This window comes from Salinisphaera sp. (assembly GCF_035690525.1).
In the GTDB taxonomy this organism is placed as follows: Bacteria; Pseudomonadota; Gammaproteobacteria; order Nevskiales; family Salinisphaeraceae; genus Salinisphaera.
Genome location: NZ_DASSKM010000109.1, coordinates 1 through 15861, shown reverse-complemented (window position 1 = coordinate 15861; position 15861 = coordinate 1). Strand labels below are relative to the sequence as shown.

17 protein-coding genes are annotated in these 15861 nt (G+C 65.5%); 6 read left to right on the top strand and 11 right to left on the bottom strand.

Going from position 1 to position 15861, the window contains the following annotated elements; translation table 11 throughout:
* The first annotated feature begins 347 nt into the window (after nt 1-347).
* Nucleotides 348-1064 carry a transcriptional regulator NanR gene (nanR, locus tag VFJ08_RS07775; RefSeq protein WP_324996626.1) on the top strand — a complete coding sequence of 239 codons (717 nt, stop codon included), beginning with the start codon at nt 348-350 and terminating at the stop codon, nt 1062-1064.
* A gap of 24 nt (nt 1065-1088) precedes the next feature.
* Here nanR and VFJ08_RS07770 read toward each other — a convergent pair whose 3' ends face one another.
* The gene (locus VFJ08_RS07770) at nt 1089-2633 is read right to left on the bottom strand and encodes an altronate dehydratase family protein (RefSeq protein WP_324996625.1); all 1545 of its coding nucleotides are present in this window, start codon (nt 2631-2633) and stop codon (nt 1089-1091) included.
* 132 nt (nt 2634-2765) lie between these two features.
* On the opposite strand from VFJ08_RS07770, the gene VFJ08_RS07765 reads away from it, so the two are divergent.
* Nucleotides 2766-3836 carry an Ldh family oxidoreductase gene (locus VFJ08_RS07765; RefSeq protein ID WP_324996624.1) on the top strand — a complete coding sequence of 357 codons (1071 nt, stop codon included), beginning with the start codon at nt 2766-2768 and terminating at the stop codon, nt 3834-3836.
* Nucleotides 3837-3941: 105 nt separating this feature from the next.
* On the opposite strand, the gene VFJ08_RS07760 is transcribed toward VFJ08_RS07765, so the two are convergent.
* From VFJ08_RS07760 to cutA, 7 genes are all read right to left on the bottom strand, one after another.
* Nucleotides 3942-4682, bottom strand: a complete 741-nt coding sequence (locus VFJ08_RS07760) for an SDR family oxidoreductase (RefSeq protein WP_324996623.1) — start codon at nt 4680-4682, stop codon at nt 3942-3944.
* 83 nt (nt 4683-4765) lie between these two features.
* Nucleotides 4766-6373: a bifunctional phosphoribosylaminoimidazolecarboxamide formyltransferase/IMP cyclohydrolase gene (purH, locus tag VFJ08_RS07755; protein WP_324996622.1), complete on the bottom strand. Its 1608-nt coding sequence runs from the start codon at nt 6371-6373 to the stop codon at nt 4766-4768.
* Nucleotides 6374-6566: 193 nt separating this feature from the next.
* A complete protein-coding gene (locus tag VFJ08_RS07750; RefSeq protein ID WP_324996621.1) occupies nt 6567-6827 on the bottom strand; it encodes a helix-turn-helix domain-containing protein in 261 nt (86 codons plus the stop codon).
* Nucleotides 6828-6914: 87 nt separating this feature from the next.
* Nucleotides 6915-7796 (bottom strand): 50S ribosomal protein L11 methyltransferase, encoded by an 882-nt coding sequence (prmA, locus tag VFJ08_RS07745; protein WP_324996620.1) that lies wholly within the window; start codon nt 7794-7796, stop codon nt 6915-6917.
* A gap of 176 nt (nt 7797-7972) precedes the next feature.
* Nucleotides 7973-9328 carry an acetyl-CoA carboxylase biotin carboxylase subunit gene (gene accC / locus VFJ08_RS07740; protein ID WP_324996619.1) on the bottom strand — a complete coding sequence of 452 codons (1356 nt, stop codon included), beginning with the start codon at nt 9326-9328 and terminating at the stop codon, nt 7973-7975.
* 133 nt (nt 9329-9461) lie between these two features.
* The gene (accB, locus tag VFJ08_RS07735) at nt 9462-9938 is read right to left on the bottom strand and encodes an acetyl-CoA carboxylase biotin carboxyl carrier protein (RefSeq protein ID WP_324996618.1); all 477 of its coding nucleotides are present in this window, start codon (nt 9936-9938) and stop codon (nt 9462-9464) included.
* 259 nt (nt 9939-10197) lie between these two features.
* Nucleotides 10198-10530, bottom strand: coding sequence for a divalent-cation tolerance protein CutA (gene cutA, locus VFJ08_RS07730; protein ID WP_324996617.1), 333 nt, complete (start codon nt 10528-10530; stop codon nt 10198-10200).
* A 134-nt stretch (nt 10531-10664) separates the two neighbouring features.
* Between cutA and VFJ08_RS07725 the strand changes: the two genes are divergently transcribed.
* Nucleotides 10665-11300 (top strand): peroxiredoxin, encoded by a 636-nt coding sequence (locus VFJ08_RS07725; RefSeq protein ID WP_324996704.1) that lies wholly within the window; start codon nt 10665-10667, stop codon nt 11298-11300.
* Nucleotides 11301-11407: 107 nt separating this feature from the next.
* Complete coding sequence (gene ilvD, locus VFJ08_RS07720; RefSeq protein ID WP_324996616.1) at nt 11408-13117, top strand: dihydroxy-acid dehydratase; 1710 nt, start codon at nt 11408-11410, stop codon at nt 13115-13117.
* Nucleotides 13118-13397: 280 nt separating this feature from the next.
* On the opposite strand, the gene VFJ08_RS07715 is transcribed toward ilvD, so the two are convergent.
* The 3 genes from VFJ08_RS07715 to VFJ08_RS07705 all read right to left on the bottom strand — a co-directional run bounded on the left by VFJ08_RS07715 (nt 13398) and on the right by VFJ08_RS07705 (nt 15136).
* Entirely contained in the window at nt 13398-13799 is a 402-nt protein-coding gene (locus tag VFJ08_RS07715; protein ID WP_324996615.1) for a DoxX family protein, read from the bottom strand.
* A gap of 274 nt (nt 13800-14073) precedes the next feature.
* A complete protein-coding gene (locus VFJ08_RS07710; RefSeq protein ID WP_324996614.1) occupies nt 14074-14466 on the bottom strand; it encodes a cation transporter in 393 nt (130 codons plus the stop codon).
* 22 nt (nt 14467-14488) lie between these two features.
* Complete coding sequence (locus VFJ08_RS07705) at nt 14489-15136, bottom strand: cation diffusion facilitator family transporter (protein ID WP_324996613.1); 648 nt, start codon at nt 15134-15136, stop codon at nt 14489-14491.
* Between the two features lie 72 nt (nt 15137-15208).
* Between VFJ08_RS07705 and VFJ08_RS07700 the strand changes: the two genes are divergently transcribed.
* Together VFJ08_RS07700 and VFJ08_RS07695 are read left to right on the top strand one after the other, a co-directional pair.
* Nucleotides 15209-15616 (top strand): MerR family transcriptional regulator, encoded by a 408-nt coding sequence (locus VFJ08_RS07700; RefSeq protein ID WP_324996612.1) that lies wholly within the window; start codon nt 15209-15211, stop codon nt 15614-15616.
* A 39-nt stretch (nt 15617-15655) separates the two neighbouring features.
* Nucleotides 15656-15861, top strand: a 206-nt coding sequence (locus VFJ08_RS07695) for a hypothetical protein (protein WP_324996611.1), incomplete at its 3' end; no start/stop codon positions are given.

The following is a 15861-nucleotide window of genomic DNA, read 5'->3' as shown; positions in this document are numbered from 1 at the left end:
GTTATCAGCTGGGACAAGAGGCAGCCGGCAACCAAGATTGCCTGTCAACCTGTTATACCAGTCGTTTAATGTTTAACAGCCCCATGCTATATGCACAACATACGCTTTGGTCGAATACCCACGTCGGCCTGTTCGCCCGCGCGAGACAACAGTCTCCTGGGGGCAGATTGTTGTATGATGCACCGAGCGGCGGGGTGGCGGTGTGACCGGTTCGCGATCCAAAATGCGCGGTCGGTCGGTAAAGCGTATTCGCATGGCGGTTCGCCTTGAATCGCTCGCCTCGACCCGCCCTTCAACAAATATACGGCGCAGCGGCCACCGCTTAGCCGCTGTGCGAACCGAATGTTATGGCCCGATACCAGATCGAACGTAGGAAACTATCCGACCAAGTCATCCAACAGCTCGAGCAGGACATCGTCTCGGCGCACTTCAAGCCCGGCGATCGCCTGCCTTCGGAGCGGGCGCTGATGGAACAGTTCGGGGTCGGGCGTCCGACCATCCGCGAGGCGCTCTTTTCGCTGGAGAAGATGGGGCTGGTGGCGCTCGCCAGCGGCTCGCGCGCCCGAGTGATCCGGCCCACCCCGGCGGTAGTGTTGGACGGGCTGTCCGGCGTAATGGGCCATCTGTTGTCGAACGCGGACGGCCAGCGTCATTTTCAGCACGCCCGGGCGATGTTCGAGACCGCGATGGCCCGGCATGCGGCGTTGCATGCGCAGGCCGCGGATATTCATGCACTGCGCGGCGCGCTGGCGGATAACGCCGCAACATTGGGTAACGACGCCGAATTCAAGCGAACGGATATCGCCTTTCATGGCGTGCTGGCGGCGATTCCGGGCAACCCGGTCTATCCCGCGGTGCACGACGCGATGGCCCAGTGGCTGGATGATCGACGCGCCGTGGCCCTCGAGCAACCCGGCCAGGACCGTATCGCGCTGATTGCGCATGAGCGAATCGTCGAAACCATCGAGCACGGCGACCCGGAAGCCGCCGACGCGGCGATGCGCGATCATCTCGACCAGCACTACGGCGTCTATCGGCGCATGCGCGCCGGCGGCAAGCCCTAGACACCATCTTGCGCCGGCGGTTGGTTACATCGTCGCGCCCAGTTGCCAGGGCACGAACTCGTTGTCGCCGTAGCCGAACGCCTCGCTCTTGCTCGGTTCGCCGGAAGCCACGGCCAACATGCGCGCGAAGATATCGTCGCCACAATCGGCCAGGCTTTGTTCGCCGGTGAGCACGGTGCCGCAGTTGATATCCATGTCTTCGGTCTGGCGTTGGTAGAGTTCGGAATTCGTGGCGAGCTTGATCGAAGGCGCGGGCTTCGAGCCGAAGGCCGAGCCGCGCCCGGTGGTAAAGCAGACGAGATTGGCGCCGCCGGCGACCTGACCGGTGGCCGATACCGGATCGTAGCCCGGGGTGTCCATATAGACCAGACCGCGGGCGCGCACGCGTTCGGCATATTCATAAACTTCGACCAAATTCGTGGTGCCGCCCTTGGCCACCGCGCCCAGTGATTTTTCGAGGATGGTCGTGATGCCGCCGGCCTTGTTGCCGGGCGAGGGGTTGTTGTTCATCTGGGCGCCCTCGCGGCGGGTGTACTCCTGCCACCAGCGGATGCGTTCGAGCAGTTTCTCGGCCACCGCGGGCGACGCCGCGCGTCGTGTGAGCAGATGTTCGGCGCCGTAGATCTCCGGCGTCTCCGAGAGAATCGCGGTGCCGCCGTGTTCGACCAGCCGGTCGACGGCATGGCCCAGCGCCGGGTTGGCGCTGATCCCGGAATAACTGTCCGACCCGCCGCACTGCAAGGCTACACACAGCTCGGAGGCCGGGACGGGTTCGCGTTCGGCCCGGTCGATCTCGGGCAGCAGCTCGCGGATGAGCGCGGTGGCGCGCTCGATGGTCCGGCGCGTGCCGCCGGTTTGCTGGATGGTCATCGACCGGACCGGCTTGATGTCCCGCAGACCTTCGATTCGCTGTAGACCGCCGACCTGCATCACTTCGCAGCCGAGGCCCAGAAACAGCACGGCCGCCACGTTCGGGTGATCGGCGTAGCCCTGCAATGTGCGCTTGAGTAGCTCGAAACCTTCGCCGGAATCGGCCAGGCCGCAGCCGCCCTGATGGGTGAGCGCGATCACGCCGTCGACGTTGTCGTAGCGCTCGAGTTCGCCGGAAAAGCGAAAGCCATCGGCGATATGCCGGGCGGCGGTGGCCGAGCAGTTCACGCTCGATACGATCGCGATATAGTTGCGCGTGCCGACCCGCCCGTCGGCGCGCCGATAGCCGTTGAAAACGGCGGGCTGTGAGACGAGCCGGGTCGGCCGGGCGTCGCGGCAGAACGCATGGTCGGGGCTGATCTCGCCCATGGCCAGATTGTGCAGATGCACGTGCGCGCCGGGTTCGATATCGCTCGACGCGAAGCCGATCACCTGACCGTAGCGCAGCACCGGCTGCCCGCGCTTGATGGCGCAGGTCGCGATCTTATGCCCGGCGCTGATGTCCGCGCGCGCCGTGAGCGCCGTGAGCGCCGGATTCGCGAGTGTCGCCCCGGCCGAAACGGAGTTGCGGACAATGCATACGTTGTCGTCGTCGTGCAGCCGGATTGTCGGGCTATCGCTGGCGATCGATGTGGACATGGCGTGCAGTTTCCTCTGATTTTGTTTTAAAACGGACCCGCGCAAGTCCGTCTAAAACTTAGGTATGCCTGTTATACCAAACGGCCCGTCGACGCGCTATGTTCGAAGCAGCAGCCAAGAGGATATCCGACGATGACGAATGGCCCCGTTCCCACCGGTTTTGTCGTTGCAGCCGAAGCGCTGCAAAGCTGGGCGGCCGACGCGCTCCGGCGCCAATTCCTGACCGATCGCGACGCCCGGCTCGTGGCGGGTTGTTTGGTACAAACCAGCCTCTGGGGAATCGATACCCACGGGATCGGCCGGTTGCCGCACTATCTGGAGCGACTCGAGCGCGGCTCGATCGCGGCGCGGCCCGACCTGCATGTCGAACGTACCGGAGCGGCTACGGCGTCGGTCGACGGCGGCCACGGGCTCGGCATGGTGGTCTGCGATTTCGCCATGGATCAGGCCATGCAATGCGCCGAGGACGCCGGCGCCGGCGTGGTCGGTTGCTATCACTCCAGCCACTGCGGCGCGATCGGTCTTTACGGCCGCCAAGCCGCCCAGCGCGGCATGATCGGGATCGCCTTCACCCATTCCGACGCCTTCGTCGCGCCCCACAACGGCCGCCGGGCGTTTCTCGGCACCAACCCGATCTGCATCGCGGTGCCCAGCGCCGACGGCCCGCCGCTGTGCCTGGACATGGCCACCAGCACGATACCTTTCAATTACGTAATGAACGCACGCCGCGATAACACGGCGCTGCCGCCCGGCGTGGCCATCGACGACGACGGCGAGACGACCACCGACGCCGAAGCCGCGCGCTCGTTGCTGCCGTTCGCCGGACACAAGGGCTATGCGCTCGGTTTCATGATCGACGTGCTGTGCGGTCTGCTCAACGGCATGGCGTTCGGCCCGCACATCGCGCCGATGTACGGCGATCTCGAGGCGCGCCGCAACCTCGGCTCGCTGATGATCGCCATCGATCCGCGCCGCTTCTTCGGCGGCGATGCGCTGGCGGGCGAGGTGGCGCGCATGGCCGACGAAGCGCGTGCGATGGCCGCCCGGCCGGACAGCGCTGTGATGGCGCCGGGCGATCCCGAATATCGAACCGAACGCGAGCGCCGGCGCGCCGGCATCCCGATCGGGCCCGGGCTGGCCGAACAGATCCGCGATTGGTCGCAACACCTGGATATCGCGCCGCCGCCGCTGGACGCTGCGTGAGCCGCGGCGGCGCATAGCGCCGCGAACCGGAGGTATCGGGCGCCGTCGCCCTGATCTATCGGTTCGGGGCTCGGCCGGGTCTAGCCGATCGTGGCCTGAGCCCGCTCAACCGCGGCCCATATAGGGCATGCCGTTGGCCATCACGGTCAGAAACGGCACGTTCGCCTCGGGCGGCAGTTCGGCCATGAACCGGATCGCCCGGGCGACGTTGTCGAGCGCCATCACCGGCTCGGCGGCCATGCGGCCGTCGGCTTGCGGCACGCCGGCCGACATCGCGTCGGTCATGTCGCTGGCCGCGTTGCCGATATCGATCTGGCCGCAGGCGATGCCGTGGGCCCGGCCGTCGAGGGCGATCGATTTGGTCAAACCGGTGATGGCGTGCTTGGTCGCGGTATAGGGCGCCGAACCCGGGCGCGGCACATGCGCCGAAATCGAGCCGTTGTTGATGATGCGTCCGCCCGAAGGTTGCTGTTGCTTCATCAGGCGATAGGCGGCCCGGGCACACAGGAACGAACCGGTGAGATTGACGTCGACCAGCGCCCGCCAGTCGGCCTCGTCGATATCGCCGAACTCGGTCGCGGGCATGTTGAGCCCGGCGTTGTTGAACAGCAGATCCAGCCGGCCGAAGCGCTGTTCGATGCGCGCGAACAGCCGGCCCACCGACGCCGGGTCGGCGACATCGGTCGGCACGACCAGCGGATCGCCCGAAAGCCCGCCGGCAACTTCGGACAGCGGCGCCTCGCGGCGCCCGGCCAGCACCAATTCATAGCCGGCTTCATCGAGCGCGACGGCACAGGCGCGGCCGATGCCGCGGCCCGCGCCGGTGATTAGGGCGATCTTCGTCATGCCTGTATCTGCGATGGCTGTATCGATTCGATCGGCTCAGCGTAGCCTAGTCGCGGCCGGGAGCGAACGACCAGGGCTTGATTTTAGTGCCGAAAGTGTCGCATCCCGGTGAACAGCATCGCGATACCGGCCTCGTCGGCGGCGGCGATGACTTCCTCGTCGCGAATCGAGCCGCCCGGCTGGATCACGGCGGCCACGCCGGCCTCGGCGGCGGTGTCGATGCCGTCGCGAAACGGGAAGAAGGCATCCGAGGCCATGACCGAGCCGGCGATTTCGAGCTTCGCGTCGGCCGCCTTTTGCCGGGCGATGCGCGCCGAGTCGACGCGGCTCATCTGGCCGGCGCCAATGCCCACGGTGGCCCCGTCGCGCGCATAGACGATGGCGTTGGATTTCACGTACTTGGCCGCCCGCCAAGCGAACAGCAGGTCCTGCAGCTGCTCGCCGGTCGGCTCGACGGCGGTGACCGCCTTGAGCTGACTACGATCGAGTAGTTGGTCGTCGTCGTCCTGAACCAGTAGGCCGCCGGCGATCGGCTTGAGTACGAGCCCGCCCCGGTCGGCCTTGCGCCAAGCGCCGGTGATCAGCACGCGCAGGTTCTTTTTCTTGGAAAACACGGCGAGCGCGTCTTCGGTGATGGCCGGCGCGAGAATCACTTCGGCGAACTGGTTGCTCGTGATGGCCTCGGCGGTTTCGGCCCCGAGTTCGGTGTTGAAGGCGATGATGCCGCCGAAGGACGAGACCGGATCGGTGGCGAAGGCGCGCCGATAGGCCGCGGCCGGATCGGGCGCGACTGCCACGCCGCAAGGGTTGGCGTGCTTGACGATCACGCAGGCCGGCGATTGATCGAAGGCCTTGACGCAGGCCAGCGCCGCGTCGGCATCCGCGAGATTGTTGTAGGACAGCGGCTTGCCCTGGGCCACCCGGGCTTCCACCAGGCTGGCCTCCACCCGACGGCCGTCGGCGTAGAGCGCGGCGCGCTGATGCGGATTTTCGCCGTAGCGCAGGTCGGCGCGCTTGGTATAGACCGGCGCATAGCGCGCGGGCAGGGCTTCCGGGCGGCCTTCGTCGTCGGCCGGGTCGCCGGCCGGGTCGTCGTCGGCGAGATAGGCCGCGATGGCGCGGTCGTAGCCGGCGGTATGCGCGAACCCCTTGGCGGCGAGCCGGCGACGCGTGGCCTCGCGGGTGCCGCCATGTTCGGCGAGGTCGGTGAGCACGCCGGCGTAGTCGGCCCCGTCGACCACAAGCGTGACATCGGCGTGGTTCTTCGCCGCCGCGCGCAGCATGGCCGGGCCGCCGATATCGATGGTCTCGATCGCGGTTTCCCGGTCGGTATCCGGTCGAGCAATCGTCTGCTCGAACGGATAGAGGTTGACCACGACCAAGTCGATGGGCGCGATTTCTTGCTCGGTCATTACTGCGTCGTCGATGCCGCGCCGGCCCAGGATGCCGCCGTGGATTTTCGGGTGCAGCGTCTTCACGCGCCCGCCCATGATTTCCGGCGCTCCGGTATGAGCCGCTACGTCTATGACCGCGACGTCGGCCTCGCGCAGCATACGGGCGGTGCCGCCGGTCGACAGGATTTCCACGCCGTGGTCTTCGGCCAGCGCGCGGGCGAAATCGGCCACGCCGGTCTTGTCGGATACGCTGATCAGAGCGCGGCGGATCGGGGTGACGGAGGCGGTCGAGGTCATGGCGTCGGACTGGTTGCGAAAAAAACGCGCCGCGCGCGGCGAGCGCCGCGCTTTATTCATCAATACCCCGCGGCTTGCCGCGGGCACCTTAGCAATGGGGTTCCCCGAGGGGAGAGGCGCGAGCTCTCCCTTTGGGTCGACCGCGCGGTTTCATACCGCGCGGTCGAAAGACATTTGATTTGTAAACAGGTGCTTAATCGAGATTGTAATTGCGCAGCTTTTTGCGCAGCGTGCCGCGGTTGATGCCGAGCATGGCGGCCGCCTTGGACTGGTTGCCGCGATTATAGTCGAGCACGCGCTCCAGCAACGGCCGTTCGACCTGCTCGAGCACCATGTGATAGAGATCGGTGGGCGGCGCGCTGTCGTTCAACGACTCGAAGTAACGATCGAGACTCGTTCCCACGTAGTGACTCAGCGGCTGGGCCGCGTCATCGTCGGCGTCGGCGTGGCGCATCCGTGTCATCAGCCTGCGGGGTGGGAACAGCGCGAACTATAACGGCAATCCGGGGTGAGCAAAAGGCGACGAAAGGCGGTGTCGGGGTCAGGCGACAGCCCGATACCCGACCAGTCGGGCCCAGCCCTCCTCGACTTGCGGCCGGTCGAAGGCGAGGCCCGCCGCGTAGGCGGCCACGACCTCATCGACTTGGCGCGTCAGCAGGCCGGCCAGTACCACGGGCGCGCCGGGCGCGGCCAGTTCGAACAGTGTGGGCGCTAGCGAAATCAAGGGTTTGGCGAGGATGTTGGCGAGCACGATATCGAACGGCCCGTTTTTTATCGCGCCTATCGGCGGCGTGGCGATCGTGTCGGAGACGCCGTTGCGGATCGCGTTCTCGCGCGTGGCGCGCACGGCCTGATCGTCGATATCCACGGCGACCACCGCGGCCGCACCGAGGCAGGCCGCGGCGATCGCAAGAATGCCCGAGCCGCAGCCGTAGTCGAGCACGCGCTTGCCGACGAGATCCTGGCCGGCGAGCCAGTGCAGGCACAGGCTCGTGGTCGGGTGCGTGCCGGTGCCAAAGGCCAGCCCCGGATCCAGGCGAACCACCACGGCGTCCTCGGCGGCATCCACCGCGGCGCTGTGCGGGGCGATCCACAAACGTTCACCGAAGACCAGCGGCGGGTGCTCGGCCAGCCAGGCGCTGGCCCAGTCCCGGTTTTCGAGCGTGTTGGTTTCGATCCCGGCGTCGCGGCCGAGCGCTTCGGCCAGCGCGGCCACGATCGGCTCGGCCGGCGTGCCCTGGGCGAACAGACCGACCACGCGCGCGCGCTCGAACGCCGGCCGGCTGTTCGGTGTTTCCTCGACGGTAAGCGCGTCGCCGGCGTCGAGTTCGGTGATCGCCTCGGCGCCGAACTGCTCGAACACCGCCTCGGCGAGCTGGGCGCGATGCGTGGTCGCGGTAATCTGTAGCCAGGCGATGCTCATCGTGGGCTTTATACCAACCGTGATAATGATGTAACGATAGCCGATAAGAAAAAGAGCAAGTCCGCAAATAAACGCCGATGCACGCAAAATAAAGAAAATTCGTTTTCGTTTGCGTTTTTCCGCGTTCATTTGCGGACTGTTTTCGTTTTCCTTTGTGTCTTTTCTACAGGTTGGTATTAGCCCTTGCCCAGACGCTCGCGGATCTTCTTCTCCAGCCAGTGAATCGAGACCCCGCCGGCCGCGAAGCTCGGATCGTTCATGATCCATTCGTGCAGCGCTAGATTGGTATGGATGCCCTCGACGACCATCTCCGACAGCGCCATATCCATACGGGCCCGTGCGGCATCGCGGGTATCGCCGTGGGCGATTAGCTTGCCGATCAGCGAGTCGTAGTAGGGCGGTACCGTATAGCCGGTGTACATATGGCTGTCCATGCGGATGCCGGGCCCGCCCGGGGCGTGGTACTGCGTGATCTTGCCGGGCGAGGGCGCAAACGTTTCCGGGTGTTCGGCGTTGACGCGGCATTCGATCGCGTGCCCGCGCAGCACGATATCGTCCTGGGTATAGCGCAGTTTCTCGCCGGCGGCCACGCGTAGCTGTTCGGCGACCAGGTCCACGCCGGTCACCATTTCGGTCACCGGATGCTCGACCTGGATACGCGTGTTCATTTCGATGAAATGGAACTCGCCGTTCTCGTACAGAAATTCGAACGTGCCCGCGCCGCGATAGTCGATCCGTTTGCAGGCCTCGACGCACAGGCTGCCGATCTGTTCACGCTGCTCGGGCGTGATGCCCGGCGCGGGTGACTCCTCGACCACTTTCTGGTGGCGGCGCTGCGGCGAACAATCGCGCTCGCCGAGGTGGATGGCGTTGCCGTGCGTGTCGCACAGCACCTGGACTTCCACGTGGCGCGGCAGCTCCAGGTATTTCTCCATGTACACCTGCGGATTGCCGAAGGCGCTGGCGGCTTCGCGGCGCGCCATGTCGACCGCGCCGGCCAGATCGTCGGCTTCGTAGACCACGTGCATGCCGCGACCGCCGCCGCCGCCCACGGCCTTGATGATCACCGGGTAGCCGATGCGCTCGGCGATCTCGCGGTTTTCGATATCGTCGGCGGTCAGCGGTTTGCCCGAACCGGGCACGCAGGGCACGCCGGCGGCCATCATTTCCTGGATTGCCGATGTCTTGTCGCCCATCAGGCGGATGGTCTCGGCCCTGGGGCCGATGAAGGTGAAGCCGGACTGCTCGACCGATTCGGCGAAATCGGCGTTTTCCGACAAAAAGCCGTAACCGGGATGGATTGCGGAAGCGCCGGCAACCTCGGCCGTGCTCATGAGCACGGCCATGTTCAGATAGCTGGCCGTGGCCGACGGCGGGCCGATACAGACCGCTTCCTCGGCCAGCAGCACGTGTTTCTGATCGCGATCGGCGGTCGAATACGCGGCGATCACGGGAATATCGAGCTGACGACAGGCGCGCAGGATACGCAGCGCGATTTCGCCGCGGTTGGCGATGAGAACCTTGTCCAGCATGGGTGAACCTCGGGTCAGGTCGTCGCGCGGATCGGGCTGCGACCGCGCGCCGACGCGAGTTTGTTGGGGGCGTAGCCGTATGCCCGCGGGCGATGCCGCGGGTAGCGCGCGGATATCGGGCCGCGCCGCGTCATCACTTGATCACGAACAGCGGCTGATCGTATTCGACCGGCTGACCGTTCTCGACCAGGATCTCGCCGACCGTGCCGGATATCTCGGCCTCGATCTGATTGAGCATCTTCATCGCCTCGATGATGCATACCGTGTCGTTCGGGCCGACGCTGTCGCCGATGTCGACGAAGGCCTTGGCGTCGGGGGCCGGCGCGCGGTAGAAGGTGCCGACCATCGGCGAGCGGATGGTATGACCCTCCACGGCGGCTTCGCCGTCGCCGGCCGAGGCGGGCGACGAGTCGGCCGCTGGCGCCGTGCCAGTACCCATCGGGGCCTGCGGCGGGGCCGCCATATAAGCCGTGGGCGGCGCGCTGGGCTGGCTTGCCGCCGGCGGATAGCGGCCGATGCGGACCGACTCCTCGCCTTCGGTGATCTCCAGCTCGGCGATGCCGGAGTCCTCGACCAGCTCGATTAGTTTTTTGAGTTTGCGGATATCCATGGCGTGTCGGTTCGCTCCTGTCGGGCGCGGCGAGCCGGCCGAGTCAGCGACCGGACCAAGGCGAAAACGGCTGCCGTTGCTCGTCCCGCGTGTGTCTGGGACAAGTGTGCCGCATGGCTCGGCGCGATACAACTGGCGCAAGGCCGATCGCCGCCGTTCGCCACCTTATAATCGAATATTCGCCGACGTTCGAGCATTTTGTCTGGCGTGATCACAGCATGTTCCAGCGCCGCCGGCACGGCGCGCGGCCACATGCGCATCACCCGGTCTGTTCGAGCAACCAATCCAGATAAGCGGGCGAGCCGTCGGTGATCGGCAGCGTGATGCGCTCGGGGACCTCGTCCGGGTGCAGTTCGGCGAGCCGGGCGTCGATCGCGGCGAGTCGGGCGGCGCGGGTCTTGATCACCAGCAGCAGTTCATCGTCGACCTCGATCTCGCCCTGCCAGCGATAGACCGACTCCACGCCGGCCACGATGTTCACGCAGGCCGCCTCGCGGTTCTCGACCAGCGCCGAGGCGATGGCGCGCGCGGTCTCGCGCTCGGGCGCGGTGACATAGACGACGACCGCCTCCTGGTCGGCTGGGTTGCTCATGGCCTCGACTCGCGATCTTGTATCGGCAATGCTTGATGACCATATACCAGCTGTTGCCGGCGGTCGATGGTCGCCCCGTGATCGCCGGCGTTCGCTGCTACAATTGCGTCCCCGCAAGAAAAAAGGAGAGCATCATGGGTCTAAGACTGGGTGATACTGCGCCGAACTTCACCGCCGACACCACCGAAGGCGAGATCGATTTCCACCAGTGGCTCGGCGATGGCTGGGGCGTGCTGATGTCGCATCCCGCGGATTTCACGCCGGTCTGCACCACCGAGCTCGGCGCTGTGGGTAAGCTCAAGGAGGAGTTTGCCAAGCGTAATGCAAAGGCCATCGTGATCTCTGTCGACTCCGTGGAAGATCATAAGGCCTGGTCCGCGGATATCGGCGATGCGATGGGTTGCGCGCCGAACTTTCCTATCATCGGCGATACCGAGCGCAAAGTAGCTGAGCTATACGGCATGATTCACCCCAACGAGGGCGACACCTCGCCGGTGCGGACCGTGTTCCTGATCGACCCGAACAAAAAGATCCGGACGATGCTCACATATCCTAAAAGCGTCGGCCGGAATTTCTCCGAGGTTCTGCGCACCATCGATGCCCTGCAACTGACCGACAACCATAAGATCAGCACGCCGTCGGATTGGCAGGATGGCGATGACGTGGTTATTTTGCCTTCACTGTCGGAGGACGAGGCAAAACAGCAGTTCCCCGACGGCTGGAACGAACTCAAGCCTTATCTGCGCATGACCAAGCAGCCGAACCGCTGATCGGCTGACCGGCTATGCACCGCGACGGCGCCCCCGGGCGCCGTTTTTTTTGTGCATGATGCAGGCGCGGCTGCATAATGGCCGGCCATTTGTCAGTGAGAGCGATCATGGCCGCCGACGAGAACCAGTCCCAACCCGGCCCGCGTCGTAGCCGGGTGATCACCCAGGGTACGGCGCGTGCGCCCAACCGCGCGATGTTGCGCGCGATGGGTTATACCGACGAGGACTTCAACAAGCCCATCGTCGGCATCGCCAACGGCTATTCGACGATCACGCCCTGCAACATGGGCCTGAACGTGCTCGCCGAGCGCGCCGAGCAAACGCTGGAGAGCGGCGGCGCCAAGTCCCAGGTCTTCGGCACGCCCACCGTGTCCGACGGCATCTCGATGGGCACGCCGGGGATGAAATATTCGCTGGTCTCGCGCGAAGTGATCGCCGATGCGGTCGAGACCGCGGTTCAGGCCGAAGCGATGGACGGCGTGATGGCGATCGGCGGCTGCGACAAGAATATGCCGGGTGCGATGATCGGCATCGCGCGCATGAACGTGCCGGCGATCTTCGTCTACGGCGGCACGATCAAGCCGGGCCACCTCGACGGCGAAGACCTCAACCTGGTTTCGGCGTTCGAGGCGGTGGGGCAGTACGCGGCCGGCCAGATCGACGGCGAGCGTCTGCACCGGGTCGAATGCGCGGCATGCCCGGGCGTCGGCTCCTGTGGCGGCATGTACACCGCCAACAGCATGTCCTCGGCCTTCGAGGCGATGGGCATGAGCCTGGCTTATTCGTCCACCATGGCGGCCGAGGACGGCGAAAAAACCGAAAGCGCGGCTGAATCCGCGCGCGTACTGATCCAAGCGATCGAAAAGGACATCAAGCCGCGCGACCTGCTGACCCGAAAAGCGTTCGAGAACGCGATCACGCTGATGATGGCGGTCGGCGGCTCCACCAACGCCGTGCTGCACCTGTTGGCGATCGCCCAGGCCGCCGAGGTCGACCTCACGCTCGACGATTTCGAGCGTATTCGCGCCAAGGTGCCGGTGTTCTGCGATCTCAAACCCTCGGGAAGGTTCGTTGTGACCCAGTTGCACGCCGCCGGCGGTATTCCGCAGGTCATGAAAATGCTGCTGAACGCCGGGCTGCTACACGGCGACACGCCGACCATCACCGGCCAGACGCTGGCCGAAACGCTGGTCGACGTGCCGGATCAGCCGCCGGCCGGGCAGAAAGTGATCTTGCCGATGGACCAAGCGCTCTATAAGTCCGGGCATCTGGCGATCCTGCGCGGCAATCTCGCCGAGGAGGGCGCGGTCGCCAAGATCACCGGGCTGAAAAATCCGGCGATTACCGGACCGGCGCGTGTGTTCGATTCCGAAGAAGCGGCCATGGCCGCGATTCTCGACGGATCGATCGTGGCAGGCGACGTGGTGGTGATCCGCTACGAAGGACCGAAGGGCGGGCCCGGCATGCGCGAGATGCTGTCGCCGACCTCGGCGCTGATCGGCCGGGGCCTGGGCGAAAAAGTCGGCCTGATCACCGACGGGCGCTTTTCCGGCGGCACCTACGGCATGGTGGTCGGCCATGTGGCGCCGGAAGCCGCGGTCGGCGGCGGCATCGCACTGGTCGTCGAAGGCGACACCATCACCATCGATGCCCGCGAGCGCAAGCTGCACCTGCATGTCGACGACGACGAGTTGCAGCGCCGCCGCGCCGCCTGGGCGCCGCGCCCGCCGAACGCGACGCGCGGTGTGTTGGCCAAGTACATGCGCCTGGTCGGCAGCGCGGCCACGGGCGCGGTTACCGATCAGCCTCCCGTATAGCCGCGGCTGGCGATCGGGTCGCCGATCGTGTGTCTGATTATTACCGAGGCGCCGTCCTCGCGGCGCGAAACCGCGAGGACGGCCCAACGTAGCGCTGACGCCTGTCCTCTTTGGAACCCCATCGCCAAAGCGCCCGCGGCGAGTCGCGGGGCAGGGCCGCTATAAAAACGCGAAAGGATTCAGGCTATGGAGGACTCTATCGGTGGGCCATACGCCGGACCGCGATAACTCGATTGGGAAGCGCCGATAACCATTGGCTGAACTTTAGGGGCCGCAGCCCCTAGTCCGGCCGCATCGCCAGCCGCCCGCTACCCAGAAACAGGATCGCCACGCCGCCGAGCAGGTAGGACACCTGCAGTTCGATGGCCCAGCCGCCCTGGTCGCTCAGCGCGAAAATCTGGCCCAGATGCACCAGATACAGCGCGAACAGCATGTTGATCGCCACCAGCAGGCCGCCGACGCGGCTGAATACACCAAGCAGGATCAATAGCGGCCCGATCACCTCGCCCACGTAGACGCCGTAGCTCAGCATCTCCGGCAGATTGGCGCCGGTCAACTGCCTCTGGATGAATTCCAACGCGCCGGGGTGCGCGACTTTGCTCACGCCATGAAACAGAACCAGGCCCCCTACGGCCAGCCGCAGCACCAACTGGCCCAAGGCTTTGTTATCGATAAAATGCATGTCGTTCGCTTTCTTTTTGACGTACGCCGTGTTTCGCTTACTGGTCCATTTAATGGGCCCATCTATGGGCCGGAGCCGGCGAACACGCAAGAATCGCCGGGGCCTTCCGGACGGCCCGTTTGTTCGGAACCGTCGGAGACATGATCGGTCTATAGTGTGCTGCGCTCAATGGCGAAGCGCTCGCGCAGCATGGCCTGCATCGACCGCCGAATGGCGTGGCAGTCGGCGTGCGCGCCCACGAGAATCTCGGCGGACAGGCAGGCCATGCCGGACGTCACTTCCCAGACGTGCAGATCGTTGGCGCCGAGCACGCCGGGGGCGGCTCGATCAGCCGCATGACCGCCTCGACGATGAACCACAGCGCCAGCAGCAGTAACGTCAAGCCGTTGGCCTGCGCGCTGAGGATTTCCACCCGTTTGAGGCCTAAGGTGAAACGCCCGGACGCAGGGCGGCGGGCCAGGCGCATGGCGACCAGCGCCAGGGCGATGGCGCCGGCGTCGGTGATCAGGGCCAGCGACTGCGCGATAATACCGACGACGACCTCGACGATCATGAACGCCGTCAGCAGCCCCAGCGCAATGAACAAATAGCGCCGGCCCGCGTCGGCTGAAACGGTGTGGCTGTGGTCGTGGTGGTCGTGATCACCCTGGTTGTGATCATGGCTCATGGCAAAAGCTCCTGTTGCCGCACTAGCGGTATCCGGCCTGCGGTTCGCTGAGCGAGGCAGTGGGCTGCGACCAGTTCGCGCGGGCATCGCGCAGGACGCCGATCGCCGAGTGCAGAAACAACCCGGCGATGATGATCCCGACGGCGATGTCCGGCCAGAGGCTGCCGGAGAGCGCCACCAGCGCCGCGGCCCCCAGCACGCCGACGTTCGCGAACAGGTCGTTGCGCGAGCAGATCCACGACGAGCGCATGTTCACGTCGTCGTCGCGGTGGCGGGTCAGCAGCGCCAGACACACGAGATTGGCGATCAGCGCGAGCCCGCCGACCGCGGCCATGACGCCGACCTGCGGGGCCTGGCCGGCGATCGCCTCGGCCGCCGCCTCGCCCAAAACGAGCAGCCCGAAACCCAGCATGAACAAGCCCTTGACGCCGGCCGACAGCGCCTTCCAGTGCCCGCTTCTAGCTACCACGAACAGGCTCAGGCCATAGACCAGGGCATCGCCGAGCATGTCCAGCGAATCGCCCATCAGCGCGGTGGACGAGGCCAGCCAGCCGGCGCCGAATTCGACCGCGAACATGCCGGCGTTGATCGCGAGCACGATCCACAACATGCGAGCCTGCCGGCCGCGCGCGTGTTGCAGGTGGGCGTCGTTTTCGTTGCAGCAGGGCATCGGGCGCTACGGGTATTGAATTGCTATAGGCTCAACCCTAAAGTCGCTTCAAGGTCAACGACGGAAAATATTATGCTTACAATCGCCGACGCGGCGCGCGCCGCCGCGTGCTCGGCCTCCACCGTCCGCTACTACGAGCGCGTGGGGCTGCTGGCCCCGGCGCGGCGGGGCGATAACGGCTATCGCTACTACGACGCCGCCGACGTCGAGCGCCTCGCCTTCGTCAACCGGGCCCGCGAGCTCGGCTTTTCCATCGCCTCGGTGCGCGATCTGCTGCGCCTGGCCGACCACCCGCACGAACCCTGTGAGGCCGTCGACACGTTGCTGGCCGAACAGGTTCGCTCGATCCAGGGGCGCATCGCGCAGTTGCGCATGCTCGAAGAGCGTTTGCAGCGCTTGCAACGTGCCTGCAACGGCGATCACCCGGTGAACGAGTGCGGCATTCTCGCCGCCCTGGCAGACAGCCAGCCGCCGCAATGAGCGGCGCGGCTTTTTTTTATTAAGCCGGCATCAAAATAGATGAACGACCATCGGCTTAATAAAGCGGACCGCGCAAGCGGGCCGCCGCGGCGTCAAGCCGCGAAGCCTTGTCAAATCCAGGCCGGACATGCGCCGGCCTTGATTTGGCGAGGCGTTGAAAACAGCCGATCTTTCGGCTGTTTTGTTGCCACATTAATAAAACTCGTAGCCGACACGCGTACCGCCGATCAGAACGTCGTCCCGGC